This window comes from Virgibacillus salinus (assembly GCF_900102415.1).
In the GTDB taxonomy this organism is placed as follows: domain Bacteria; phylum Bacillota; class Bacilli; order Bacillales; family Amphibacillaceae; genus Lentibacillus; species Lentibacillus subterraneus.
The window spans coordinates 312,023-338,219 of the sequence record NZ_FNKD01000003.1; the positions used below are offsets into that span (position 1 = coordinate 312,023).

Sequence of the window (26,197 nt, forward strand, 5' to 3'; positions counted from 1 at the left end):
TATAATTTTGAATGTAGTAAGTAAATGTTTTTATGGTAATGTTCTGGTACTTGGAGTTGGGACGAGTTATCAGCAATTCGCAGTGCTTCTACCTTCAAAGGGGAAAATTGTTTTGCGGATACGATGTTTAATTTAAAAGAGTACAAGGAAATTATTGATAAAGAAGGCCTATGAACAGGGCTTTACAATCTTGGCGAAGATCTGCAACAATAAGCCAAAATTAAAAAGGGAGCGATTTATTATGGCACAAAAAATGAATGTAGAAAGCTTCAACCTTGATCATACAAAAGTAAAAGCACCATATGTACGTTTGGTTGGTGTTACATCAGGTTCAAGTGGTGACAAGGTATATAAATATGATATCCGGTTTAAACAACCGAATAAAGAACACATGGATATGCCAGGACTGCATTCTATTGAGCATTTAATGGCTGAGAATATTCGAAATCATATTGACAATGTTCTAGATATTGGACCGATGGGATGTCAAACTGGTTTTTATCTTGCAATTTTAAATAATGATAATTATGACGAGGTACTTGATACATTAGAAAAAACACTGCAAGATGTCTTGGCAGCAGAGGAAGTTCCTGCTTGTAATGAGGTACAATGTGGCTGGGCGGCTAATCATAGCCTGGAAGGCGCAAAAGATATTGCCAAAGATATGTTAGCGGAAAAAAATGAATGGCACCAGGTTTTTGCAGAGTAAGAGGTAACTATTGCAATGCGAATTAAATAGGAACTTTGTAAAGGACAGTCCAAGAGGCTGTCTTTTGTTCGCAGTAAGAAAGCAAATTACGCTTACATAAGAACCTATGGCAAGTTATCTAATGTGGCTATTCGCTGGCCAGAAAGTGTGTGAGTGGACTGAGAGATTGAGGCTGGAATTAGAAAGAATAAGGAGAGCAAATATGAGCAGAATACATCCATATCTTCTTAAAACTGCTTGAAGAGTTAAAATTGATGAGTTTCTAGACAGTTAAATCGTTTTACAATTAAATCGTATGTTAAAATAAGTTAAAAGAACTGGAGGAATCTTACTATGTGCGAGCAAGCATTGAAGTATTTAACAGAAAATCGCGATAACACATTAAAAAAATTAAATGACTTTCTATCAATTCCAAGCGTGAGCACCGATAGTGTACATAAAAAAGACATTAATGAAGCGGCAAACTTTCTGGAAACATATCTAAATGATATTGGATTTGACAAAGTAGAACAGCAGGATACTGGTGGACATCCACTCGTTTATGCTGAATACAATCAAGCTGGACCTGATGCTCCAACGGTTTTATTTTATGGTCATTACGATGTTCAGCCTGTTGACCCTATCGATCAATGGAAAAGTGACCCGTTTAAGCCGGAAGTGCGTGATGGACGATTATATGCACGTGGATCAAGTGATGATAAAGGGCAAGTTTTTATGCATCTTGCTGTTTTTGAAGCATATATGAAAACAGAAGGGAAATTACCTTTAAATGTGAAAGTTTGTATTGAAGGGGAGGAAGAGATTGGCAGTGAGAATCTTTACCGTATCCTTCATGACAAACAGGATCAGTTTAACGCGGATTTTGCCGTTATTTCAGATTCAGGAATGATTGCTGAAAATCAGCCTACCATCTTATATGGCTTAAAAGGGTTTACTGGGATTGAAATAAACGTAACAGGACCTGATCATGACATGCATTCAGGAATGTATGGCGGGGCAATTCGAAACCCAATTATGGCGCTGAACCATATACTAACATCAATGAAAAATGAGGATGAAGTTGTTACAGTCGATGGATTTTATGATGGAGTTGAACCATTAACCGATAAGGAACGAGAATTAATTAAACAAGTCCAGGGTGAAGATTATCGTTCAACAGCTGGGGTTAATGAAACAGCTTCAGAAAAAGGGTACACTGCAAAAGAACATACAATGGCTCGTCCAACTTTCGAAATTAATGGGATGTATGGTGGCTATCAGGGAGAAGGAACCAAGACAATAATTCCCTCATCAGCTACAGCAAAAATTACCTGCCGTCTGGTTCCCGGGCAAGATCCTGATCAAGTTCAGCAATTGCTGGAGAAACATGTCTATGATGTTGCTCCATCCGGTGTAGAAGTAGAAGTTGTAAAGGAAAAGCTTTCTGCAAAAGCATATAAAGTAGAGCCAAACAATCCGCTTATTGAAAAGGCAGCAAAGAGTTATACAAAAGCATTTGGTAAAGAGACGGTATTTGTCCGCATGGGAGGATCTATCCCAGTTGTTGAATGGATCGAGGATATTTATAAAATGCCAATCGTTCTATTAGGATTCGGGACGCCAGATGATCGTTTACATTCACCGAATGAAAGTTTCCCTCTCGATAGCTTCGATAAAGGAATGGAAACATTAGTTCATTATTGGTCAGAAATAAATACAAAATAAAAATTTTAAAAGGAGGGTTATTGATGAGGTTTGCAGTAGTTACCGGAGTATCAAAAGGGTTAGGCGAATCAATTGCTAAAATAATGATGGAATCTGGAGTAAATGTTGTTGGTATCTCCCGAAGTAAAAATGATTCACTGCAAACGTATGCATCCCAGAACAATGTAACCTATCAGCACTTTGTCTGTGATTTAGGAAATCTGGACAGTATAGAGCATACATTTGATCAAATGAGTAAGGAAATATTTGAGCCAGAACCGGCAATTGTTTACTTAATAAATAATGCAGGAGTTCTTGAACCAATTGATAAATCCATGAATATAAAAAGTTCTGATTTAGCATATCATGTACAGGTAAATACAGTCGCTCCAATGGTGTTAATGAATTTATTTTTGAAAAAAGCCACTGATATGGAAGTACAGTTTATTGGTACTACAATATCTTCGGGTGCAGCTGAAAGACCAGTATATGGATGGAGTGCGTATTGTAGTACAAAGGCAAGCATTAACATGTATACAAAAACAGTTGCATTGGAGCAAGATGAACTAAAAACTCAAAATAAAGTTATTGCGTTTAGTCCTGGAGTAATGGATACTCAAATGCAAGCGAAAATTCGGGAAAGTAATAAAGATGAGTTTATTGAAGTTGATACCTTTAGAAGTTATAAGAATAATAACTTGTTAAGAGAAACCGATGCAGTTGGTGGAGTACTCGTTAATATTTTAACTGATGAATCAAGTGTTGAGAATGGAAAAATATATAGTGTAAAAGATTATCTCTAGAGTGACTAATACAAGCAGTCGCCCTTCCCAAACCTATTTCAAGTGCATAAATTATAGTAATCTTGAAAATGAGGAGGGAATTTAATGAGTAGAGGTGGCTACGGCTCAGGCTTTGCGCTATTAGTCGTTTTGTTTATATTGTTAATCATTATCGGTACTGCTTATGTAGATGGTGGCGGTTACGGATATGGTGGCGGCTTTGGCGGCTATTAACTAAGGTAAAGTGCAGAGGGCTAATTTGCTCCTCTGCATTTTCTGCGTTATAGTCAATTTGGAGCGCTTATTCTCATAAAATGCTATTTATATGATACAATTTGTGGTGGTAGAAATAACCGTGATGTTTAAAAATGCTACATCATATATATTTTATTACTAACGTCGAAGGGAAGAAGAAATATGATTACACGAAAAAGCAAACGGGAAATCGAAAAAATGCAGCAAGCAGGTGATTTGCTCGTTAAATGTCATAAAGAAGTTGCTAAAATGATAAGACCAGGTATTACAACTTTAGAAATTGATACATTTGTTGAAAAATTTCTAGCTAAGCACGGTGCGACTCCGGAACAAAAAGGATATAGTGGCTATCCATATGCGATTTGTGCCTCAGTTAACGATGAAATCTGTCATGGGTTCCCACGGGAGCAAAAGCTTGTTGATGGTGATATTGTAACGGTTGATATGGTTGTTAACCTAAATGGTGGGCTTGCTGATTCCGCATGGACATACCCAGTTGGAAATATCGACGAAGCAGGTCAAAAGCTATTAAACGTATCAAAGACTTCTTTATACAAAGGTATCGAACAGGCACAAGTTGGAAGTCGAATTGGTGATATTGGTCATGCAATTCAAACCTATGCAGAAGGAGAAGGGTTTTCAGTTGTAAGAGATTTTACTGGTCATGGGATTGGGCCAACAATACACGAAGAACCTCATATTCCGCATTTTGGCCTGCCAAACAAAGGTTTACGTTTAAAAGAAGGAATGGTAATTACAATTGAACCAATGATAAATGAAGGCAGCTGGCACAGTAAAATGGACTCAAATAATTGGACAGCCCGTACAATTGACGAAGGTCGGTCTGCTCAATACGAACATACCGTTGTAGTCACAAAGGATGGACCATTACTTACTACTGATCAGGACAGATAATGTTATCAGTTAAATAAGGGGGAGATGATGATTCGAGTCGTATCCATTTGTCCGAGTAATACGGAAATCGTAGAATACCTTGGAAAAATCGATGAATTAGTTGGTATTGATAATTTTTCTGACTGGCCAGCTGAAGTGCTTGATTTACCTAAAGTTGGTCCAGACCTTTCTATTGATATGGATAAAGTAGAAGCATTAAATCCTGATATAGTCCTTGCCTCATTAAGTGTTCCGGGAATGGAAAAAAATATAGAAGCACTTGATGAGAAGGGTTTGTCATATATTATTTTAAATCCTAATTCATTAGATGAGATTGCAGATGATATTGAAAAAGTCGGCAAGGCACTAGGTGAGGATCAGCTTGGTTTAGATAAAGCGAAAGAGTTCCGTGATGAAATAGCTGCTTACCGTAGACAAGCAGCATACAGAGCAAATAAGCCCACATTATACTGGGAGTGGTGGCCAAAGCCAGTATTCACCCCTGGAAGTGTAAATTGGCTTACAGAGATCAGCAACTTAGCCGGAGCAAGAAATATTTTTGATACAGAAGATGTAGCCAGTGTTCAGACAGATTGGAAGGACGTTTATCAACGTGACCCAGACCATATCTGCATGGTTTGGGTAGGTGTGAAAGAATCAAAGATGAAGCCTGAACTTGTTATGAAACGCCCCAAATGGGATGGAATGAAAGCAATTCAACAAGGTAAGATTCATGTGTTAGAAGAATCACTTTATTGCAGACCTTCGCCGAGACTGCTTGAGGGCTTACGTAAATTGGTATCTATACTAGAAAACCCCCCTTAATTTGGGGAGTTATTTTTAGCAGATATAACTACAAATGGATCCTCATTCCGCTAAGTGTCAAAAAAGCTATCTCTTGGGAGCTTAAGTGGACCCTGGTTCCGTTAAATGCCCAAAAACAGTGAATTGTGAGGCTGAAAAGGACAAATAGTGGAACCAGGAACCGAAACCAAGCACAAACTGAGGAGTTTGGAACGATTAGCGGAATGAGGATTCATTTTAATTAGAATCGCATTCTCATTCCGCTAAATCGCAGAAGAGCTATCCGCCATTTTGCTTAGGATCCCACCATTGCTTTTTTACCTCAATGCTTTCCCGCCAAAGAGAATTGTTATAACTGGACTTATTAAGCAGAAGAACGCAAATGGTAAATAGGTTAGAACTGGAACACCAAGAACGTCAGCAATAAAGACACCACAGACACTCCATGGTACAAGCGGGTTAATGACAGTACCAGCATCTTCAAGTGTCCTGGAAAGGGCCTTATTTGATAAACCAGCGTCTTGATAAACACCTTTATATGTCTCACCAGTGAGCATGATGGAAAGGTATTGTTCCCCAATCAGCACGTTTACGCCAATTGCTGTAGCTGCAGTTGAAATTATGATTGTTCTTACCTTTTTTAATTTTTTCTGAAACGATTGAAGTATTGATGGAACAATGCCAGTGACAAACAATAATCCACCAAATCCAAGTGCCAGAATAACAAGTGATATGGTGAACAGCATACTGTTAATACCACCCTTGGTTAATAAACTATTAACAGGTTCAAAATCAGTATTCGCTGTATAGCCATTAAACCAGATTGACCATATATCCGACCAAACAAGTCCACTTGTCATACTTGCGAGTATTGTTGCTACTACACTGCTTACACCAATGGAAATAAATGCTGGCATTTTTAAAATAGTAGCCAAAACCAGTACGGCCAAAGGAATCCATGATGTCCAGTGAATTAATCCAGTTGCATCAAGACTTGATTTGTAGGCTTCGAGGTTTTCTACGGTTATAGCTTCATTGGGTGATAAAAACACAAATAAAATAAATGAAATTATAAATGCTGGTATTGTTGTTAAACTCATGTGTCTTATATGTTCAAATAAATCCACTTGAACGATTGTTGAAGCTAAGTTGGTCGTATCTGACAATGGTGACATTTTATCACCGAAAAATGCCCCGGAAACAATTGCTCCTGCTGTTATTGCCATTGAAGCATCCATCGCACTTCCCATTCCTATAAACGCTACACCGATTGTGGCAGTGGTTGTTAAAGAACTTCCAAGTGAAACACCAACAATTGCTGTAATTGCAAATACAATAGCATAAAACCACGTTCCGCCAATTAGTGAAAAACCGGTACTTATCAAGACTGGGATAGTACCACTTATCATCCAACTGCTAATTAAAATGCCAATCAATAAAAACAGGAAAATTGCTCCCATACCGGACTTAGCGCCAGCAGTCATGCCTTCTTCTAAATCTTTAAACGCAATATGTTTTAATAACCCATATAAGACCAGTATAAAGATAGCAATCATGATAGGGATATGTGGTTTTGTTCCAAGACCAATAAGAAAATAACTGATTAGACCGATTGTAAAGATAAAAAATAAAATTGACTCGCCAAGTGAGGGGTTGTGCTTTGGGCTTATTGGAAACATAGTAATCCTCCTTTTTTATTAGAAAAAAACTTGGCTTATCGTCAAGCCTTAATATAGATAAGCCCTAGTTTCACTTATGCAGTAAGAAAGGACTTATCTGCTAAAATAAAAAAAGCCTCATCCCTTAATAGGGACGAAGCTTTTATCTCCGCGTTACCACCCTGATTGATGAGTGCAATTATATGCAATCTCATCCTCTCATGAAAAATCCGCTAAACCGAATGTGTAATTCGAATTATTTCCTGCCAGAGCTTTCACCTGATGCCCTGTCTCTTGTTGCTGCCTGGAAAATTCTACTTCGCATTCCCGGATAAGTTATTCAGCTTAAAATATTAATCTGACTATACATGCTTAAATCATTAATTGTCAACACTTTATATTCCGATTTAAATTCTTTGTAAAATTAAGAATATGCGTTATAATAGTTTCAATTTTCAAGTTGAGGGTGGAAGTGCTATGACTACTAAAGCTATACATAAAAGTAACACATCATCGGCGGCACATATGATCAAAAGAGGTATATCAGTGGGGTTTCCAATCATGCTGGGATACTTGCCAATTGCATTAACATATGGCGTATTAGCGAGGCAGGCTGGAATGTCACTGACAGAATTAACATTAATGAGTGTCATGGTTTTCGCGGGTGCAAGCCAGTTTATGGGTGCCAATATGATTGCTGTTGGTGCGGGGGCTGTTGAGATTATTGTGGCTACATTTGTCCTCAATTTCCGTCATTTCGTCATGAGTTTATCATTTATGAATCGATTGCGAGGAATTGGACGGAATTGGAAAGTTCCTTTATCATTGGGTTTGACGGATGAAACGTTTGCAGTGTCATCCCTACATACGAAAGAAGCTAAAATGGAAAAAGGTGTTCTTTTCTATACAGCACTCATTTTAACTGCATACTTTTCATGGGTATTGGGGTCGTTTTTAGGAGGAGTCCTTGGTGAAGTTATTCCAGAGCAACTAAGCCAAAGTATGGGGATTGCATTATATGCCATGTTCATAGGTCTTTTGATTCCATCGGTTAAAAAGGAAATACGAATTGGGATTATAGCTATTATTGCGATGCTTATAAATACAATTTTCAACCAGTTCATGAGTGAAGGCTGGGCAATTGTGTTTGGTACGGTTCTTGGTGGATTAAGTGGCGTATTTTTGCTGAAGGAGGACCAATCATGATATTTGCTATTATAATTGGCATGGCACTCGTAACAATGATTCCAAGAGCTATACCCGCATTTATTGTGGATAAATTGCAGTTTAAAGAATGGGTGAATCGCTGGCTTAATGCAATACCTTTTGCAGCATTAGGGGCTCTTATTTTTCCAGGTATATTAAACGTTAAACCAGATCAGCCACACATTGGATTAGTTGGCGGGGCAGTAGCTGTTGTACTGGCTTATTTAGGCCTAAATGTCATTGTAGCAGTATTAGGAGCTATTGTGACGGTCTTTCTATTAACCATGTAAAAACAGATAAATTAGGAAGAATGTTTTTGACGATAACAGGGGGTTATCACATGTTTACAATTCGTAAGGCTGTTTACGACGATGCTGCAGAGATTGCAGATATTCATGTAAGCAGCTGGAAAAGTACGTATGCCGATTTACTTGATGAGCAGGATATATCCAATATTACATATGAAAATCGTAAAGCATTATGGGAAACTATTTTACGTATCCAAAAAGAAGAGCAATGCACACTTGTCATTTACAACGACGACAAGATTGTTGGTTTTGTTTCTGGCGGACCGGAGCGAACAAAGCGGTTTGACTATGATAGTGAAATCTACACGATTTATCTATTGGATGAATTTCAACGAAAGGGTTTGGGTGGCAAACTTCTAAAGGCTTTCAGCGAAGAAATGCAGGCAATGGGGCATAAATCTCTCCTCGTCTGGATTCTTAAACAGAACCCTTCCAGTCGCTTTTATGAACGATTCCTAGCTGAACCTGTCGGGGAAGAAGAAACAACCATTGGTGAAGGAACCTATCAGGAAACAGCATATGGCTGGGAAGATATTGATAAACTGCTGAACAGACTGTCTGAAACTAATCTCTAATGAAGACTCGTTCGTAAGTTTTGTTGCATTTTAATCTTTGCAGTTGATATAAACTATTACACAGACTAAAAGTAACCGAAAACGTAGTATGTAGTGAGATTCTCTAACCACGCAGCTGGAATATACTCGCACACCTAGGGCTCACCACGAGCCTTCGACGCATAGGATGTGCTAGTACGGACGTTGCCACAGGACGTGGCGTACTTAGTCTGCCTCGCTCGCGAAAAACGCTCACTGTGGGGTCTCTTTGGCTCGCTGTCCCACAGGAGTCTCGCATATTAATGGAATACTTCTATCAATAAAAAAGTGCCTATCCGCTCAAATTATGAGCAGATAGGCACTTTATTATTGATATGGCTCTATATGAATGTGAGCGTATGGGATATTATGCTCTTGATCCAGTAGTGTTTCGATTTCCTCTGTAATAGCATGGCTTTCTTTTACATTTAATTGAGGATCTACAAGGATGGTAATATCTATAAAAGATTGATTGCCATGTACTCTTCCTTTAATATCTATTACCTCTTTTACTTCAGGAACTTCTGCAATGCTGGATTTTATTTTCATAATCTGCTTTTCGTCAAATCCATCCGTTAACGTATGTGTCGAATCTTTAAAAATATCCCAAGCAGTTTTACAGATGATAATACCAACAACTAATCCAGCTAACGGATCAAGCCAAAAAAGTCCGAGTTGTGCACCGATAATTCCCACAAAAGCTCCAACACTTACAAAGGCATCTGAACGGTTGTCCTGTGCAGCGGCATACAGTGAACTGCTTTCTACCTTTTTGGATAAGGAAAGATTATATCGGTAAACCATGAACATAATGACAGCAGCGCTTAATGCTGTCCAAGCTGTTAGCATATTAGGCTGAGTTGTTTCGCTCGTAAATAATTTACTAAATGTATCGATTATTACTTGTATCCCAACAGTCATCATAATAAAAGCCGCGAACAGGGAAGCAATAGTTTCTGCACGATAATGCCCATAATGATGGTCTTCGTCAGGGGGCTTCCTTGATATTTTCAATCCAATTAATACTGCAATCGAGGCTATTACATCAGTGGTGTTGTTAAATCCATCTGCACGCAATGCCTCTGAACTGCCGATATAGGCGATTATTAACTTAGAGATAGAAAGTATGATGTAAGCAATAATGCTTATCCATGCACCCTTTTCACCTTTTTTTAGATTATCTGCATGCCCCATGAAATTGCCTCCATTTTATTCACTGCATAAGCACAACTAAGGCTCTAGCCATTAAGTATGGCACCTCAAAGTATAAGCGGTTCCTAGAAGCAAATTACGCTTTCATAAGAATTACTTTAACGAATGCCAAGTTTTCTAACATTTTATTCTAACGATTGTGTCAGCTATAACAGTCTATCAAAGCATTGTGCGATAAGTCTAGAGAAAAAGTAAAGGATACGGTTATATGTTTTGTGAGTTATAAAATAAGTTTCGTTTGGTGAAAAATGACAAGCACCTAAACGAGAATAATTATCTTGCTTAGGTGAATAGTAATTTTAGTGATTATTTTACAAAAGAAGGACTGTGAATGTAATATGGCGAAACAGAATGACGCTCATGATAAGCGCTGGGCAGTTATATCATTAGCGTCTATTCCACTAATTATGACTTTGGGAAATTCCATGCTTATTCCAATATTACCTTTAATGGAAAAAGAACTTGATATTTCCAAACTGCAATCAAGTTATATTATTACGATGTATTCAATTGTAGCTATTTTTTTCATCCCATTAGCAGGCTTCTTATCAGACCGGTATGGCAGGAAGAAGGTAATTATTCCTTCATTAATTATTACTGGATTGGGGGGATTAATTGCGGGATGGGCTTCCAATAGTATGAGTGATCCGTATCTCATGATTATAGTTGGTAGAATTCTACAGGGAATAGGCGCATCAGGTGCTGCTCCGATTGTACTTCCGCTTGTAGGCGATATGTTTCGAGATGATAAAGAAGCGAGCACAACGCTTGGCATTATAGAAACATCCAACACAATTGGCAAGGTGTTAAGTCCGATATTAGGTGCTGTCCTGGCAGCATTTATTTGGTTTTTACCGTTTTATTCAATTCCAGTATTTTGTGCTGTATCCGTTTTGATGGTGGGATTTCTTGTGAAAAACAAAGGAGGAGAGGAAGAGCATACAAGTTTTAAGAAATACTGGGGATTGGCTAAAGAAACGTTGAAGGAGCATGGAAAGTGGCTAATTGCCATATTTCTTATTGGAGCTATATTAATGTTTATTTTGTTTGGATTCTTGTTTTATCTTTCAAGTATTCTAGAAGATAAGTATGATTATAAAGGTATTTGGAAAGGGGTACTTCTTGCCATTCCTTTACTGGCCTTATCGATTGCCTCATTTATAGCCGGAAGGAAAATAAATGATAACTTAAAAATAATGAAATGGATAACCTTTATTGGCATTATACTCACTGGGGCTTCAGTTGCGGTGATCCCGTTCATGGATCATCCAGTATACCTTTTATCTATTTTCCTTATATGTGGAAGCGGAATAGGGATGTCACTGCCTTGTATGGATGCATTAATCACTGAGAGCTTGGAAAAGGATGTGCGAGGTGTAATTACATCCATTTACAGTGCCATGCGTTTTATTGGGGTTGCAGCAGGACCGCCAGTAATTGCAATTATGATGAAGGGAAATATTATCTGGATGGTTAGCCTTTTAACGGTTTTTGCGCTAGGAGCAGGTTTACTTGCATATCGAAACATTAACCCGTGAAAAAATATTGCAGCACATTAATATTATTGTTGCAATTATTCGCAAATTTTAGGATAATAGAAAAAAGGAACAAAGGGGCGTGTTCCATGAAAAAGCAGAAATTAGTTTATCGATATGTAAGATATGATGGAAAAGCACTTGACGCCAAAAGGGAAGTTTCATATGAATTAAAGCTTTCATCACGGATGTTACTGGATGAGTTATGCTTTAATTGGAATAAGGAGAGACTGGAAACTGCGATAAACAGCTCTATTGACACGGGAAATAAAAAGAAGTTCTTTCAGTTAAGTAAGGAATACAGACATTATATTTGGGAGTAATCCCAATTTGCATCAAGATTGCCTTACCTTTGTTTGGTGAGGCTTTTTTGATGGGATATAAATAGTTCTTTTTACATAGAAGCTAGTCATATTGGGGGAGAATGAATGGAAAATAATAATCACTCTATTGTACATAAACAAAACCGTATACTTTTTTATATTTTGTTATTTTCGTTGTTTTTGGGTGTAGGAGCAGAGCTTGTTGTCGGAGCACCAACAGAAAATCTTATTGCACTTGGTATTGGTGGAGGATTTAGTGTAGCAATAATTGGTATATTTCATTATAAACAGATATTTACCAAGACAGTTCCTTATTTAGCAATTATAAGTTTATCTGGAGTCGCGTTTATTATTATTTTAAGTTCTGATTATGTAACGAATATGCTATTTACCTTTTATGTTCTGGCTGTAGCAGCGATATCTCTTTCGTTAACAGTTTTAGTTACAGGAGGTTTCTTTGGACTGTCATTACTAACCTTTTTTGTTATCTCAAAAGGAGAAATAATCGGATTCGACGCGAGGGCTACTGCTATTACAATTGTATTTTTTGTCCTGGTATTTGCTGTTTTAGTAATTCAGGTGAGGGTAGCAAGGAAACTGCTTACAGATGCCAAGAGTGCTTTAACTGACAGCGAAAACCATTCCGAAAATCAAAGGAAACAGGCTGAAGTCGTAGAAGCAAGTGCAACAAATGTTAGGTCACAAATGACTATTATTGAGCAGGATAGCAACTTAAACTCACAATCAATGCAGGAGATGCGCCTGGCATTTCAGGAAATCACAAAAGCCAGTCAGACACAGGCTGAATCTGCAACTACCATTTCAACTACAATCGAACAAACGGGGAAAAAATTGTCCAAAATGATCCATTCTTTCTCTCAGAGTACTGCAGATGGAGAAGAATTAAAAGAATTATCGATGGAAGGCCAACAATCCATGGAAAACCTCTCCGCCACAATGGAAGGGTTTCAGCAATCCTTTGAACAGCTCGGTACAAACATGAACAATCTTGTTCATAAAATGCAAGAAAATAATACGTTTACAGAAAAAATCCAGGACATAGCAGCACAGACTAACTTGTTAGCGTTGAATGCAAGTATTGAGGCAGCCAGAGCTGGAGAGTCAGGAAAAGGTTTTGCTGTTGTAGCCGGAGAAGTTCGTAAGTTGGCTGAAGTTTCCCAACACACTGCACAGCAAATTAGTCAGAACCTGCAAATTATTGAAGACCATGCAAGACAAGCGCAGCAGGAAGTAGACAATAACAAGGAGCAATTGCAGAAGAGTGCCATAAGTGTACAAGAAACAAAAGTCAATTTTGAAAAAATCACTGGTCAGCTTATCAACTTTATTAAGTATTTAGGTTATTTAGCAAAACAGGCTAATGATATACAAGCATCATCTGAAACAATAGATGGGTCAGTCGATCAATTGGCTTCCCTAATTGAAGAAACTACGGCAACCATCCAGGAATTGGAGGCAATGCTTGAAGAGCAGGTTGACCGCATGACTAATTTGGCTTCTGCTATTGAAGAAACAAATGAAGTTGCAGCAACGTTGGAAAAAGCAAAATAATCCAAGATTTATTATACGAGGAAGTGCATATTTTATATGACATTTCCTCGTTATTTATTTATTATTTTGTCCTATTATTTAAATTTATTTGATATGCTTAAGACATAAGGGGGGAATGTACATGAAGAAAAAGACTGTCTTTAGTTGGATGTTATATGATTTTGGTAATTCGGCATTTGCAACTACCATAATGGCAGCAGTTCTTCCTGTTTTCTACTATGATGTAGCAGCAGTTGGTGTAGACCAATCGCTTGCTGATAGTTACTGGGGATATTCACAGTCAATTGCTGCATTAATTGTCGCTGTGATGGCACCCTTTTTGGGGGCAATCAGTGATTTTTCAGCAGCTAAAAAGAAATTTTTACGGTTTTTCGCTTTTATGGGGATTGTTGCAAGTATTTTACTAGCCTTTGTTGGTGAAGGAGATTACATATTTGCTTCTCTTTTATTAATAATTGGAACAGTGGGTTTTTCAAGCGCAAATATTTTTTATGATGCCTTTTTACCTGAAATAGCTGATGAGGACGATATAGATAAAATTTCTTCCTACGGCTTTGCATTCGGTTATATTGGTGGTGGTGTTTTATTAGCCATAAATATTTTAATGATACTTAAGTATTCTTGGTTCGGTATGCCCAACGCAGCTGTTGCAAGCCAAGTATCATTCGTTACGGTAGGTATATGGTGGTTTATATTCTCACTGCCGTTGCTAAAAAATATTAAGGAAGAAAAGAAAGTAAAAACAAAACGTGACCGGTCTTATGTAGCGATAGGATTTTCAAGAGTAACAAATACATTTAAGGAAATTAAGCAGTATAAGCACTTATTAATATTTTTACTAGCTTTCTGGATGTACAATGACGGAATATCAACCATTATAAAGATGGCAACTATCTATGGACGTGATATTGGTATAGATTCCAATTCATTAATTGCTGCTTTGCTAATCACACAATTTGTCGGCATTCCATGTACTTTTTTCTTTGGTTGGCTGGCTAGTAAAATTACTGCCAAAAAGGCACTGTATATAACGTTGTACGCTTACCTTGGTATCGTGATTTTAGGGTATTTTATGTCTTCCGCACTACATTTTTATTTACTGGCATTCTGTGTTGGCTTAGTACAGGGTGGGGCACAATCGCTCAGCAGATCTATATATGGAAGGATGGTACCGGCTAATAAACATGCAGAGTTCTTTGGATTTTATGGAATTTCGGCAAAATTTGCAGCCATCTTTGGACCATTCTTATTTGCGATAGTTGGACAGCTAACAGGCTCAAGCAGACTTGGTATCATTTCGCTTGTCATTTTCTTTATCGTCGGAATTGTTTTATTGAGATTTGTTAATATTGATCAAGGAGTAATGGAAGCTAAACGGCAAACGAATCAATCTGAGAAAATTGATATAAAACCACAATAAGAGGTAAAAACTATGCGCATCAACAATATACGCAAAGCATTATATGGAATTGCTAAAATTTTAGGTGATGTAAATGCTGTTAAAAAAGGTAAAGTAGGTAAAAGGGTTGGGCGAAGAGTAGCAGGAAAAGGAACCGGAAAATTATTAGGTAAGTTGTTTAAATAAAAGATTTTTTTAGTAAGATTTGTTGCTTTTTTTCTTTTATTCTTCGCGGTATATTTAAGCAGCACCACAGATTAAAGGTAACCGATTTGTGTGGCTCTTTGCATGCAGCGGCGACTTTTAAGACATAACGGATAGACTACTCTTAGCAGAAAGAATACAGCAGTTATGTCACATTTTTTATTTGATACGACTTTGATCATGTAAAATAAAGCGCTCAGGCTTGGCGATAAGCTAATTTTTCCAATCAACAGGCAAACTTTAAGAGAACAGCCCAATAAAAAACAGGAACACGAGTGGAGATTCGTGTTCCTGTTTTTTTACACAATTGGTTCACTATATTTATTTTCCAGGTTTAGCTCAAGTGGCTTCCCGGTATCATATGATATGTTGCCAATTAATCCCCTCAGTTTATCCCAGGCAGAATTATCCCGTGATTGCCAATAGGAAAGCACTTCTGTCATAATTTCAATACCTTCCGTGCGTCCCTGTTCATATAGATCAATAAAGCTTTTAGAAGAAGGGGCATTTGTTGCTGGGTGGTACCATGTTGTATGTTGCAAATTCAAATAATCCACGTTACTTTTAATTGGCTGATGGGAATAAGATGCAATCAATGGTCTTAGTAGTACAATTTTCCATCCATGTGGATCAGCTAACAATTTTAGTGCCAATTTCATATCCCGGTAAGCTTTTTGGATGTAAGAAGTGGAATTACGATTGACCTCTGGAAAATGGTTTTTAATAGTTGTATGCAGTAAATTAGTTATATTTTCATTAAATGAGTACCCAATATCGATTTCTTTATAAACTGGTGCTTTCCACGTTTTTAAATTATGATATTTTTCCATCATCAATGTATCAATGAGTACTTCGAGCTTTTGATGATTACTTCCAACATAGCCAGCACGGTAATGAATATATGGATGTGCATTACGGTCAAGGACATGATGTGTGACAAATCCAAATACATACGCTTGAACACGTCCGTCCATATCCTTTGCCTGATCAATTAAATCCATTAAAAATGCTCCGCAATTTTCCTTATGCAATATCATTCCGATGTCATGAACAGGTTCCTCTTTTATCCAAGGCCAGAAATTATAATAGAAAAAGGGATCTGGCCCTTGAGCACCTAATTTCATATATGACTCATATTGTGAAAATGGGTATGGATTTTTGATTGTATCCACAACATCTTCACAAAATAGCATATGTGTCCAAATATTTGGCATAGTGAAATCCTCCTTACATTAAGACGCATATAGAAGACTTCTGCTTATTAATGTATAGTAATTGCCGATTCTATAGAGTCTTTCAACATTAGAAAACTTGGCTTATCGCCTAGCTTTAAATATAGATAAGCCTTAGTTGCGCTTATGCAGTAAGAAAGGATTTATACTTTCTTAACTGCTAAATTAGTCTTCTATAGTATTATAAATGAAAACCAGCTGAATTTGTTAGTAAAATCCGTACTATTTTGTGACTTCTACTTATTGTTAAGCTAACAATATTTCCATTAATTTTGTTACAATGGTAAAAGATATGATTATGATTACAAGGAGGCAACAGACATGGAATACCGTGTAGAAAAAGATACGCTAGGAGAAATAAATGTACCTGCTGAAAAGTATTGGGGTGCTCAAACACAACGAAGCAAACAAAACTTTCCAATAGGTGATGAAAAAATGCCTGCTGAAGTTATCAAAGCATTTGCTATTTTAAAGAAAAGTGCAGCGAGGGCGAATAGTGATTTAGGTCTGATGGACAAGAAGAAATCAGATGCTATTAGCTATGCAGCCGATCAAGTTATCGAAGGCAAGTTAGATGACCATTTCCCATTGGTTGTTTGGCAAACTGGAAGCGGTACACAATCAAATATGAATGTGAACGAAGTAATTGCTTATGCAGGTAATAAATGGCTTGAGGATGAGGGAAGCGATCTAAGACTTCACCCGAATGATGATGTGAATAAATCGCAAAGTTCTAATGATACATATCCGACAGCAATGCATATTGCCTCTGTTTTGAAGCTAGAGGATAAGGTTATTCCTGCACTGCAAACTTTAAAGGATACATTTAAAGTTAAAATGGATGCTTTTCAGGATATTGTGAAAATAGGTCGTACACATTTGCAGGATGCTACACCACTAACTTTAGGTCAGGAAATAAGTGGCTGGCACCGCATGCTGGAAAAGTCGGAAGTTATGATTTCTGAAAGCGTTCATCATGTAAAGGAACTAGCTATTGGTGGTACTGCTGTTGGGACAGGTCTAAATGCACATCCGGATTTCTCTGAGGCTGTTTGTGAAGCAATTAATGAAGTTACAGGAAAGGACTTTATTTCCGCACCTAATAAATTCCATGCTCTAACAAGTCATGATGAAACAGTGCATGCACATGGCGCGTTAAAAGGTTTAGCAGCTGATCTAATGAAGATTGCAAATGATGTACGCTGGTTAGCAAGCGGCCCACGTTGTGGAATAGGTGAAATTACCATTCCAGCAAATGAGCCAGGAAGTTCGATTATGCCTGGAAAAGTTAATCCAACCCAAAGTGAGGCAGTAACGATGGTCGCAGCCCAAGTAATGGGGAATGATGCCACGATAGGATTTGCAGCAAGTCAAGGGAATTTTGAGTTAAATGTATTTAAGCCTGTAATTGCTTATAATTTTCTTCAGTCCTGCGAAATTCTTTCAGATAGCATATTATCATTTGATGAACGCTGTGCCAAAGGTATCGAACCGAATCATGAACAAATTGAAAAATATTTAAATGATTCTTTAATGCTTGTTACCGCACTAAATCCACATATCGGCTATGAAAATGCAGCGAAAATTGCTAAAAAAGCCTTTGAGAATAATTCAACTTTAAAGGAAACTGCAGTAGAATCAGGGTTGCTGACTGAAGAAGAGTTTGAACAATATGTAAATCCAAAAGAGATGACATATCCAAAATAATTATTATTAAAAGAGCTTATTACTATGTAATAAGCTCTTTTAATTGTCCAGCGAAAAAGCTCGACCACACTTAATTGGGAGTTTAAGCAACAATTACCAACTGTATTCCGTCATAAGTTTTATAAATTTGCTAAAACTATGCTTACAGGAGGTGATAACATGGCTAATAACAACTCAAACAATTTAGTAGTACCTGGCGTACAACAAGCACTTGATCAGATGAAGTATGAAATCGCACAAGAGTTTGGTGTTCAATTAGGTCCAGATTCTACTTCACGTTCAAATGGCTCTGTTGGTGGTGAAATTACTAAACGCTTAGTGCAATCAGCACAACAGCAGTTTAGTGGACAACAACCTAAATAACCTATGGCTTTAAAGGGATAATCCCTTTAAAGAAATGATAGTTAAGAGGGAAGTCATAATGACTTCCCTCTTAAATTTAGCCTTAGTTGGTATTATTTTCAATATCATTTTAAATATACATCTAAATAAATTTAACGAACTCGCTGCTCTGTTTCAGTATCAAAGAAGTGTACTTTATTCATATCGAATGCTAGGTCGACTTCTTCACCGCCGTTAATGTCAGATCGAGAGTCAACACGTGCAACAAAGTCCTGCTCATTTACTTTTGAATATAGGTAAGACTCTGCACCCATTAATTCAGCTACTTCAATTGATGCTTTTATTTTAGTATCTGGGGTCGAATCAATGAATAGCGGCTCATCATGAATATCTTCAGGACGAATACCGAGTGTAACGTCTTTATCCAAATAACCTTGTTCACGTAAAACTTTCATTTTACCTTCTGGGACTTTTACTTTTGTATCCTCCATTACGAAATAGCCATCTTCCAATTTTCCGCTTAAGAAGTTCATGGAAGGAGATCCGATAAATCCTCCGACAAAGATATTTTCTGGTTTGTCATAGACATCTTTTGGTGCTCCTACTTGTTGGATATACCCGTCTTTCATAACAACTAGGCGTGTAGCCATCGTCATTGCTTCAGTTTGGTCGTGCGTTACATAAATAGTTGTTGTCTGAAGACGTTGATGCAATTTTTGAATTTCTGCACGCATTTGTACCCGTAATTTTGCATCAAGGTTTGATAAGGGTTCATCCATTAAAAATACTTTCGCATCCCGCACGATTGCACGTCCTAATGCTACACGCTGTCGTTGTCCGCCAGACAATGCTTTTGGTTTACGATCTAGGTATGCTTCCAATCCTAAAATATTGGCAGCATTATTAACACGTTGTTCTATTTCATCTTTTTTAAATTTACGCAGTTTTAACCCGAAAGCCATGTTGTCATATACATTCATATGGGGGTATAATGCGTAGTTTTGGAATACCATTGCTATATCACGGTCTTTGGGTGCTACATCATTCATTTTCTTGTCATTAATATAAAGTTCCCCATCAGTAATCTCTTCAAGGCCAGCGATCATTCTTAGTGTTGTTGATTTTCCGCAGCCAGAAGGTCCGACGAATACAATAAATTCTTTATCTTTAATTTCTAAGTCAAAGTCATCTACAGCAATAGCTTTTTTGTCATATGACTTCTTAATGTGTTCTAGTCGTAATTCAGCCATTATTACTCCTCCAATTATGTAAACGTTTTTATAATATAATTGTAGCTAATACTTGGCCCACCCGTAAATGGAAAAAGTGCACAAAGATTTTGAATTCTTTTGTGCACTTTTTTAAATATAAACTGCACCACTGGAGCATGTTTATTTCCACTTCAGGCAGTTGTACTCCGCGGGCACGGCTTGAAAACCGCAGCTGCGCAGAGAAACATATTCGAAAAATGGCTTATTTATTGAGCTGCTTATTTATAGATATTGCAAGTAGTACAGTCATTGCCTGGTGAAATTGCCTAATATCGATACCGGTTTTTTCAGTAAATTTATCAAGCCGGTATTGTAAACTATTTCGGTGCATGTACAATTCTTTTGCTGTAACTGACACATTTAAGTTACAAGCAATAAACGTTTCAACTGTTTTTAACAGGTCCTGGTCGTGTATCGTTTCACCTAATACCGAATCAATTATATCAGCACGAGTATCACTTGCTATTTGATCAATAAGTATAAATGGAACAGCGTCAATGTATGTGGATACGGTCTTATCAGAATAAGAGAAAATTTTATTAGCCCCGTCAACTAATATCTGATGATTTCTGTTAGCTTTTGATAATGTATAAAGATAAGGTCCAACTACGAATTTAATTTTTACGTACAAGTCACTCATTAGTACATCGATTATTTGCTCATACGATATGTCTTCACTTGGATTTGTTTCTACAATGATTCCTTCATGATCGTTTTCAAAAAGTATTGGAACTTGTCTTGCATAAAATTCATTTATTGCCTCTTTAAAAGATTCAGGTTCAATTTGGAATGGCTGATACGAAAAATAGATAAAACGATATGTAAATGATTTAGTGTTATCTGAGATTTCGGTACTTATATATGTTTTCCATTGTTTTTCTTCAGCTGTCATTTCAGGAATGGAAATATTATATGGATATAAGAACATATGCAAAAGAGTTGAATCTTTTTCAGTAAGCTCTTTTCTATCAATACCGATAACCTGTCCACCGTCTGTCATAAACCATTTAAATTTATCTCTAGTCTTATCGGATATTTCATTAAATAATACTAATGACGAAAAAATTTTGCGAAGTTGTTTTATCATTAAAATGCCTCTTCCTATAGGGCTTTTTTCCATTATAGCAGTATAAACGGATTTGAAAAAACAATTTTGCATTTTTAGCTATATTTCAAAATGGTATACATGCGTCAAAACGTTTGTTATAGTTATTTTAGTTAGAAAATGAAGGAGGATATAACGTGCCTAATATTTATGATAGTGCGTACGATTTAGAAAAATCAATTCGTGAAAGTGATGAATTCCAAAGTTTAAAAGAAGCATATGATGCAGTAATGAGTGACGAATCTGCCAAGCAAATGTTTGATAATTTCAGAAATACTCAAATGGAATTACAAGAAAAGCAAATGCAAGGTCAGGAAATCTCAGAAGAGGAAGTTGAACAAGCGCGTAAAGTTGTAGAAACAGTTCAACAGCATGAAGATATTTCAAAATTGATGGAGCAGGAGCAGCGCTTAAATCTTGTGATCAATGAAGTGAGCCAAATCATTACGAAGCCATTAGAAGAACTTTATGGTACTTCTGAAGAGGAATCAAACGAATAATTAAGTAAAAGTCCGCACCTTAAATGTTGCGGGCTTTTGTTATTTTTATAAGGCTTTTCAGGAATTTTGTTGCTCTTTAACCCATGCAATTTATACCTGTTGTATCAATAACAACGATCTTTAAAAAAACAGTATTTAATAAAGGATTTTGTCTATGGGTGGCGAATATTATATTATGATAGAAATTTTTAAATAAAGGGGATACCGTGATGAGTACTGTTTTATTCGAGAGCAAGAATAATATATCTTATATTACGTTAAATCGGACTGATCGATACAATGCTTTGAATAAAGATATGCTTATGGAATTACATGATGTGCTGGAGCAGATTGAAAAAAATGACGATAAAATTGTTATTCTGAGTGGAAAAGGAAAAGCATTTTGTGCAGGTGGAGACATTGGTATGATGACTGAATTTGCTGACAAGAACTATTATGAACATATAATGAAGACCATTGAAGCAATTGCTTTAAAGCTGTACATGATGTCTAAGATTGTTATATCGGCTGTTCAGGGATCAGCTGTTGGCTTAGGGTTGAGCCTTGCACTAACCGCAGATTATGTTGTGGCTCAAAATGAATCCAAGCTTGGGATGCTATTTATAGGAATTGGATTAGCACCTGATGGAGGTGGACACTTCCTGTTGCGCGAACGTATAGGTACACATAAGGCAAAACAATTTATATGGGAGAAGCAGCAATTAACAGGATCAGATGCAAAGGAAATTGGTCTTGTAGATGTGCTTACGGATAAGCAAGCTATCGATCACGCAACTGAGATTGCCAATCAGATGTTAGTTGCACCAATTGTGGCAATGCTGAAAACAAAAATAATGTATCATCAAAGAAATGAGAAAGAATTAACCTACTATATGGAAGCTGAGCGAAAGTCACAATGGGAACTTCGAAATACGGAAGATCACCAGGAAGGTGTAAGCGCGTTTTTAAACAAACGTAAACCCTCATTCAAAGGACAATAACCTATTCTTATTATTAAAATCGTTTCTGAATGCAAAAAGGTGGCACTGAAAAAATAAAATTTTTTAATGCCACCTTTTTACGCTGAGATTCGATTGTGGGAGAGAAGATCGGTTTATCTATGAAACAATACTAACTTTGCATCAGGAGATACACAACGGTGTGTATGTTCACTGTAACCTTCTTCATCTAATCTTGCCGCACCAATTTTTTTGGCTTCATCATTACTGGGAGCTTCGAAAGATTCATCAAGTAGCTTTTCCCCTGATTTGTCAAAAACAGTTAACACGTAAGTTCGCATTTCTTGTTCCTCCTTGAAGTATATATCTACCTTATAATTTCTTCAGCCGTTGGGATTTTCCTGCTAAAATGAAAAAATTATGAAACCATCTGCTAATGTAAACGTACCATAAAACAGGGAAGGAGAGAAGAAATTTGACATTAAAAATTAAAGAAGTAACGAAACGATTTGGAAGTACCACTGCAGTTGATCATCTTTCCATTGAAATTCCTGAAAAAGAAATGTTCGGTTTCTTAGGTGGAAATGGTGCGGGTAAAACAACAACTTTTCGAATGATTCTTGGATTCTTGGATATTACGGATGGCGATATTTCATGGAATGGCGAATCCATCGGCTATGATGAAAGTCATTTAATTGGGTATTTACCTGAAGAACGAGGGCTATATCCCAAGTTGAAGGTTCGTGACCAGTTAATTTACCTTGGAAAACTTCGTGGTATGAGTAAAAGCGAGGTGGTTACAGAGCTTGAAGGCTGGCTTGATCGCTTTAAAGTACCAGAATACATAGATAAAAAAGTAGAAGAACTGTCAAAAGGTAATCAGCAAAAGATCCAGTTTATCTCTGCTGTTATCCATAAACCAAAACTGCTTATTCTTGATGAGCCATTTTCTGGCCTGGACCCAATCAATGTTGAAATGTTAAAAGAAGCTGTTGTAAACCTTAAGGAACAAGGGACATCCATTGTCTTTTCATCACATCAGATGGATCATGTAGAGGAACTTTGTGAACATTTATGTATCTTACATAAAGGAAAACCGGTTGTTCAAGGGTCACTCAGGGAAATTAAAAAGTCGTTTGGGAAAAAGAATTTAATTGTCCATGCAGATTTCCCAGTAGACTTTTTGAGAGATTTTGCTGGAGTTCTGCACTATAAATCTGTGACAGAAGGCTGTGAGCTTCAGATTGAGAGCGAGACAGTCGCACAGAGGCTATTTGAAGCACTCCATGGAAAAGGCTTCGTGCGCAAGTTTGAACTTGAGGAGCCAACTTTAAGTGATATATTCATTGAGAAGGTAGGTGCTTCCTATGAATAAGTTTTGGATTATTTTATCCCATACATATATGACGAAATTTAAAACAAAATCATTTTTAATCAGTACGATTATTTCGTTAGTGTTTATTTTTGCCATTGCAAACATCCAGACTATAACGGAAACATTTTCGGGAGACACAGACAAAATTGCTGTAATCGATGAATCGGGAGAGTTATTTACACCGCTGGAAGAAAGTGTTGAAGGGTCAACAGATGAGATGGACCTGATAGCGTTTGAAGGGGCAGAAGAGGATGGCAAAAACGCTGTACAGGATGAAGAATATGCCGCGTTGATTTCATTATCGTTAAACGCTGAAGGATTGCCAGAAGCAACCTACTTTGCCAATAATATTGCTGAAGCAGGGGAACAGTCAGTTATTCAGCAGCAACTGCAACAATTAAAGGTTGCAGCGGCGACACAACAAGCTGGTGTTGACCAGGAAACTATCACCGAAATATATTCACCTGTGACCATTAGTAAGGTTGCTTTAGATGATAGTGCAAAAACCGCAGAAGAACTGAATCAGGCAAGAGGAATTGTTTATGTTATGCTCTTCCTGTTGTATATATCCGTGATCACATATGGAACGATGATTGCCAATGATGTTGCTACCGAGAAGTCCTCACGGGTTATGGAAATTTTAATTTCAAGTGCATCACCGGTTACACATATGTTTGCGAAGATCGTCGGTATTGCTTTATTGGGCCTTACGCAGGTTGGAATTATTATCGGTGTAGGTTACTCCCTTATTATGTCTAAACAGGAGGAGCTAACTGGAGGCGTTTTTGATTACTTCGGAATTCAGAATACATCTGCTTCCGTGTATATATATGCAATTGTATTTTTCCTGCTTGGATACTTACTGTACGCAACACTAGCTGCAATGTTAGGTTCGCTTGTAAGCAGAACAGAAGATGTCCAGCAAATGATAATGCCAATAATATTACTGGTTATGATTGCATTTTTTATTGCTATGTTTGGACTTGAAGCGCCGGATTCATCATTTGTGAAGATAACTTCCTATATTCCATTTTTCGCACCGATGCTCATGTTCCTACGTGTTGGGATGCTTGATATTCCATTTTGGGAAGTCGCATTATCATCTGGGATCCTAATTGCAACTATATTACTCTTTGCCGCAATTGGGGCACGGGTTTATAAAGGTGGAGTCTTAATGTATGGCCGTTCAAGCTCACTAAAAGATGTAAAAAAGGCAATAGCCTTATCCAAAAAAGAATAGTATAAAAAGGTCACTTTCACGTGACCTTTTTAAATGACTTTATACGAACGTGCATTCGTACATGGTTTTTGGTAAAATGGAAATATATATTCTATTTAAAAAGAGGGTGATCATATCGCAGAACAAATTTCATTTATTCATGCAGCGGACTTGCACCTGGATAGCCCGTTCAAGGGGCTTGCACATATTCCCGAGCATATTTTTAAGAAAGTAAGAAACAGTACATTTAATGCATTAGATCGTTTAGTTAAAACAGCAATTGATAATAAAGTTGATTTTGTGCTGATTGTTGGTGACTTATTTGATAATGAAAAACAGAGTCTAAAAGCACAGGTCCATTTACGAAGGGCATTTGAACAATTGCAGCACCATGATATAAATGTTTATTTATCCTATGGCAATCATGATTTTATTAATGGGAATATCCATCCTGTTACATATCCGGATAATGTTTTTATATTCCCTAATGAAAAAGTGACTCATTTTACGTTTAAAAAAGATAATGAAATCTGTGCGGCTATTTACGGATTCAGTTATGAAAATCGATCCGTGTTGTCAAAAAAGGCACAAGAATATCAACTACTTCCAGGGAAAATTCCATTCCATATCGGGATGCTTCATGGAAGCCTGCACAGTAATACCGATCACGATGTATATGCACCATTTTATTTATCGGATTTAACTGAAAAGAACTTTGATTATTGGGCGCTTGGCCATATTCATCAGCGAGAAGTATTAAAAGAGCATCCCTCTATTGTTTACCCTGGGAACATTCAAGGGCGGAACCGCAAAGAGACTGGGGATAAGGGGTGCTACCATGTAGTATTATCGAAAACAGATACAGCAATGACATTTATACCACTGCAGTCCCTTCAATATAATTCTTTAACTATAGATGTTTCTGATTGTGATGAACTTCATCAGTTAGAAACTAAAATACAGAGTGAAGTTAGCGAATATACAAAGGATTCAGGGCCACAGTTACTTCAGCTATTGTTTAAAAGCAATCAAGATAATCTGCAAAAGTGGAACGATGAACAAATGTTGGATGAAGTAATTGAACTCGTTAATGAAACTATTCTCCATCAGGCAAATTGGAAATATATTTTTCGTTATCAGGTTGAACGTCTGTATTCTATAGACAATGAACTGGCACAGGGAGAGCACTTTGTAGGGGAATTAATTCGCCACTTTGACGAGGTATCCATCCAATCATATTTAAAGGAATTATATCAGCATAAACAGGCGAGGAAATACATGGAGCCGATCACTGGTGAAGATGAACTGCGTATTAAACACCAAGCAAAGCATATGCTGGTCCATGAGCTTTTAAAGAATGGAGGTGATTAA

26 protein-coding genes and 1 pseudogene are annotated in these 26,197 nt (G+C 37.1%); 21 read left to right on the top strand and 6 right to left on the bottom strand.

Annotated features, from left to right (window positions below; genetic code table 11):
- The first annotated feature begins 241 nt into the window (after positions 1-241).
- The 6 genes and pseudogenes from BLS02_RS13570 to BLS02_RS13595 all read left to right on the top strand — a co-directional run bounded on the left by BLS02_RS13570 (position 242) and on the right by BLS02_RS13595 (position 5,148).
- Positions 242-709, top strand: a complete 468-nt coding sequence (locus BLS02_RS13570) for an S-ribosylhomocysteine lyase (protein WP_092493565.1) — start codon at positions 242-244, stop codon at positions 707-709.
- A gap of 333 nt (positions 710-1,042) precedes the next feature.
- Positions 1,043-2,413, top strand: coding sequence for a dipeptidase (locus tag BLS02_RS13575; RefSeq protein ID WP_092493566.1), 1,371 nt, complete (start codon positions 1,043-1,045; stop codon positions 2,411-2,413).
- 23 nt (positions 2,414-2,436) lie between these two features.
- Entirely contained in the window at positions 2,437-3,195 is a 759-nt protein-coding gene (locus tag BLS02_RS13580) for a (S)-benzoin forming benzil reductase (protein WP_092493567.1), read from the top strand.
- A gap of 84 nt (positions 3,196-3,279) precedes the next feature.
- Positions 3,280-3,363, top strand: a pseudogene (locus BLS02_RS13585) (YjcZ family sporulation protein); the annotation flags it as partial.
- 228 nt (positions 3,364-3,591) lie between these two features.
- Entirely contained in the window at positions 3,592-4,344 is a 753-nt protein-coding gene (gene map, locus BLS02_RS13590) for a type I methionyl aminopeptidase (RefSeq protein ID WP_092493569.1), read from the top strand.
- Positions 4,345-4,374: 30 nt separating this feature from the next.
- A complete protein-coding gene (locus tag BLS02_RS13595) occupies positions 4,375-5,148 on the top strand; it encodes a cobalamin-binding protein (protein WP_092493950.1) in 774 nt (257 codons plus the stop codon).
- 296 nt (positions 5,149-5,444) lie between these two features.
- On the opposite strand, the gene nhaC is transcribed toward BLS02_RS13595, so the two are convergent.
- Positions 5,445-6,806 carry a Na+/H+ antiporter NhaC gene (gene nhaC, locus BLS02_RS13600; protein ID WP_092493570.1) on the bottom strand — a complete coding sequence of 454 codons (1,362 nt, stop codon included), beginning with the start codon at positions 6,804-6,806 and terminating at the stop codon, positions 5,445-5,447.
- A 456-nt stretch (positions 6,807-7,262) separates the two neighbouring features.
- Here nhaC and BLS02_RS13605 point away from each other — a divergent pair, with 456 nt between their 5' ends.
- The 3 genes from BLS02_RS13605 to BLS02_RS13615 are packed head-to-tail and all read left to right on the top strand — an operon-like array spanning position 7,263 to position 8,874.
- Positions 7,263-7,991 (top strand): AzlC family ABC transporter permease, encoded by a 729-nt coding sequence (locus tag BLS02_RS13605; protein WP_092493571.1) that lies wholly within the window; start codon positions 7,263-7,265, stop codon positions 7,989-7,991.
- Positions 7,988-8,281 (top strand): AzlD domain-containing protein, encoded by a 294-nt coding sequence (locus BLS02_RS13610; RefSeq protein ID WP_092493572.1) that lies wholly within the window; start codon positions 7,988-7,990, stop codon positions 8,279-8,281. Before BLS02_RS13605 ends, BLS02_RS13610 begins: the two co-directional genes overlap by 4 nt.
- A gap of 50 nt (positions 8,282-8,331) precedes the next feature.
- Complete coding sequence (locus BLS02_RS13615) at positions 8,332-8,874, top strand: GNAT family N-acetyltransferase (protein ID WP_092493573.1); 543 nt, start codon at positions 8,332-8,334, stop codon at positions 8,872-8,874.
- A 345-nt stretch (positions 8,875-9,219) separates the two neighbouring features.
- Here BLS02_RS13615 and BLS02_RS13620 read toward each other — a convergent pair whose 3' ends face one another.
- A complete protein-coding gene (locus BLS02_RS13620) occupies positions 9,220-10,086 on the bottom strand; it encodes a cation diffusion facilitator family transporter (protein WP_092493574.1) in 867 nt (288 codons plus the stop codon).
- Between the two features lie 356 nt (positions 10,087-10,442).
- Between BLS02_RS13620 and BLS02_RS13625 the strand changes: the two genes are divergently transcribed.
- The 5 genes from BLS02_RS13625 to BLS02_RS19005 all read left to right on the top strand — a co-directional run bounded on the left by BLS02_RS13625 (position 10,443) and on the right by BLS02_RS19005 (position 15,119).
- Positions 10,443-11,642 carry an MFS transporter gene (locus BLS02_RS13625; protein WP_092493575.1) on the top strand — a complete coding sequence of 400 codons (1,200 nt, stop codon included), beginning with the start codon at positions 10,443-10,445 and terminating at the stop codon, positions 11,640-11,642.
- Between the two features lie 86 nt (positions 11,643-11,728).
- Positions 11,729-11,962 carry an IDEAL domain-containing protein gene (locus BLS02_RS13630; protein ID WP_092493576.1) on the top strand — a complete coding sequence of 78 codons (234 nt, stop codon included), beginning with the start codon at positions 11,729-11,731 and terminating at the stop codon, positions 11,960-11,962.
- Positions 11,963-12,067: 105 nt separating this feature from the next.
- Entirely contained in the window at positions 12,068-13,534 is a 1,467-nt protein-coding gene (locus BLS02_RS13635) for a methyl-accepting chemotaxis protein (protein ID WP_092493577.1), read from the top strand.
- Positions 13,535-13,655: 121 nt separating this feature from the next.
- Complete coding sequence (locus BLS02_RS13640; protein ID WP_092493578.1) at positions 13,656-14,954, top strand: MFS transporter; 1,299 nt, start codon at positions 13,656-13,658, stop codon at positions 14,952-14,954.
- 12 nt (positions 14,955-14,966) lie between these two features.
- The gene (locus tag BLS02_RS19005) at positions 14,967-15,119 is read left to right on the top strand and encodes a hypothetical protein (protein WP_175476770.1); all 153 of its coding nucleotides are present in this window, start codon (positions 14,967-14,969) and stop codon (positions 15,117-15,119) included.
- A gap of 317 nt (positions 15,120-15,436) precedes the next feature.
- Here the strand turns inward: BLS02_RS19005 and BLS02_RS13645 are convergent, their stop codons facing one another.
- Positions 15,437-16,351, bottom strand: a complete 915-nt coding sequence (locus tag BLS02_RS13645; RefSeq protein WP_092493579.1) for a zinc dependent phospholipase C family protein — start codon at positions 16,349-16,351, stop codon at positions 15,437-15,439.
- 339 nt (positions 16,352-16,690) lie between these two features.
- On the opposite strand from BLS02_RS13645, the gene fumC reads away from it, so the two are divergent.
- Both fumC and BLS02_RS13655 read left to right on the top strand, forming a co-directional pair.
- Positions 16,691-18,076, top strand: coding sequence for a class II fumarate hydratase (fumC, locus tag BLS02_RS13650; RefSeq protein WP_092493580.1), 1,386 nt, complete (start codon positions 16,691-16,693; stop codon positions 18,074-18,076).
- Positions 18,077-18,235: 159 nt separating this feature from the next.
- Positions 18,236-18,439, top strand: coding sequence for an alpha/beta-type small acid-soluble spore protein (locus BLS02_RS13655; protein WP_092493581.1), 204 nt, complete (start codon positions 18,236-18,238; stop codon positions 18,437-18,439).
- A 131-nt stretch (positions 18,440-18,570) separates the two neighbouring features.
- Here the strand turns inward: BLS02_RS13655 and BLS02_RS13660 are convergent, their stop codons facing one another.
- Both BLS02_RS13660 and BLS02_RS13665 read right to left on the bottom strand, forming a co-directional pair.
- The gene (locus BLS02_RS13660) at positions 18,571-19,668 is read right to left on the bottom strand and encodes an ABC transporter ATP-binding protein (RefSeq protein WP_092493582.1); all 1,098 of its coding nucleotides are present in this window, start codon (positions 19,666-19,668) and stop codon (positions 18,571-18,573) included.
- Positions 19,669-19,891: 223 nt separating this feature from the next.
- The gene (locus BLS02_RS13665) at positions 19,892-20,776 is read right to left on the bottom strand and encodes a PucR family transcriptional regulator (protein ID WP_175559499.1); all 885 of its coding nucleotides are present in this window, start codon (positions 20,774-20,776) and stop codon (positions 19,892-19,894) included.
- A 155-nt stretch (positions 20,777-20,931) separates the two neighbouring features.
- On the opposite strand from BLS02_RS13665, the gene BLS02_RS13670 reads away from it, so the two are divergent.
- Together BLS02_RS13670 and BLS02_RS13675 are read left to right on the top strand one after the other, a co-directional pair.
- Positions 20,932-21,294 (top strand): YlbF/YmcA family competence regulator, encoded by a 363-nt coding sequence (locus tag BLS02_RS13670; protein WP_092493584.1) that lies wholly within the window; start codon positions 20,932-20,934, stop codon positions 21,292-21,294.
- A gap of 209 nt (positions 21,295-21,503) precedes the next feature.
- Entirely contained in the window at positions 21,504-22,274 is a 771-nt protein-coding gene (locus BLS02_RS13675; protein ID WP_092493585.1) for an enoyl-CoA hydratase, read from the top strand.
- Positions 22,275-22,387: 113 nt separating this feature from the next.
- Here the strand turns inward: BLS02_RS13675 and BLS02_RS13680 are convergent, their stop codons facing one another.
- Positions 22,388-22,573, bottom strand: coding sequence for a YhzD family protein (locus BLS02_RS13680; RefSeq protein ID WP_092493586.1), 186 nt, complete (start codon positions 22,571-22,573; stop codon positions 22,388-22,390).
- A 134-nt stretch (positions 22,574-22,707) separates the two neighbouring features.
- Here BLS02_RS13680 and BLS02_RS13685 point away from each other — a divergent pair, with 134 nt between their 5' ends.
- The 3 genes from BLS02_RS13685 to BLS02_RS13695 all read left to right on the top strand — a co-directional run bounded on the left by BLS02_RS13685 (position 22,708) and on the right by BLS02_RS13695 (position 26,197).
- Positions 22,708-23,607 (top strand): ABC transporter ATP-binding protein, encoded by a 900-nt coding sequence (locus BLS02_RS13685; protein ID WP_092493587.1) that lies wholly within the window; start codon positions 22,708-22,710, stop codon positions 23,605-23,607.
- Positions 23,600-24,847 carry an ABC transporter permease gene (locus BLS02_RS13690; protein WP_092493588.1) on the top strand — a complete coding sequence of 416 codons (1,248 nt, stop codon included), beginning with the start codon at positions 23,600-23,602 and terminating at the stop codon, positions 24,845-24,847. The genes BLS02_RS13685 and BLS02_RS13690 overlap by 8 nt, the downstream gene beginning before the upstream one ends.
- A 135-nt stretch (positions 24,848-24,982) precedes the next feature.
- The gene (locus BLS02_RS13695) at positions 24,983-26,197 is read left to right on the top strand and encodes a metallophosphoesterase family protein (protein ID WP_302846750.1); all 1,215 of its coding nucleotides are present in this window, start codon (positions 24,983-24,985) and stop codon (positions 26,195-26,197) included.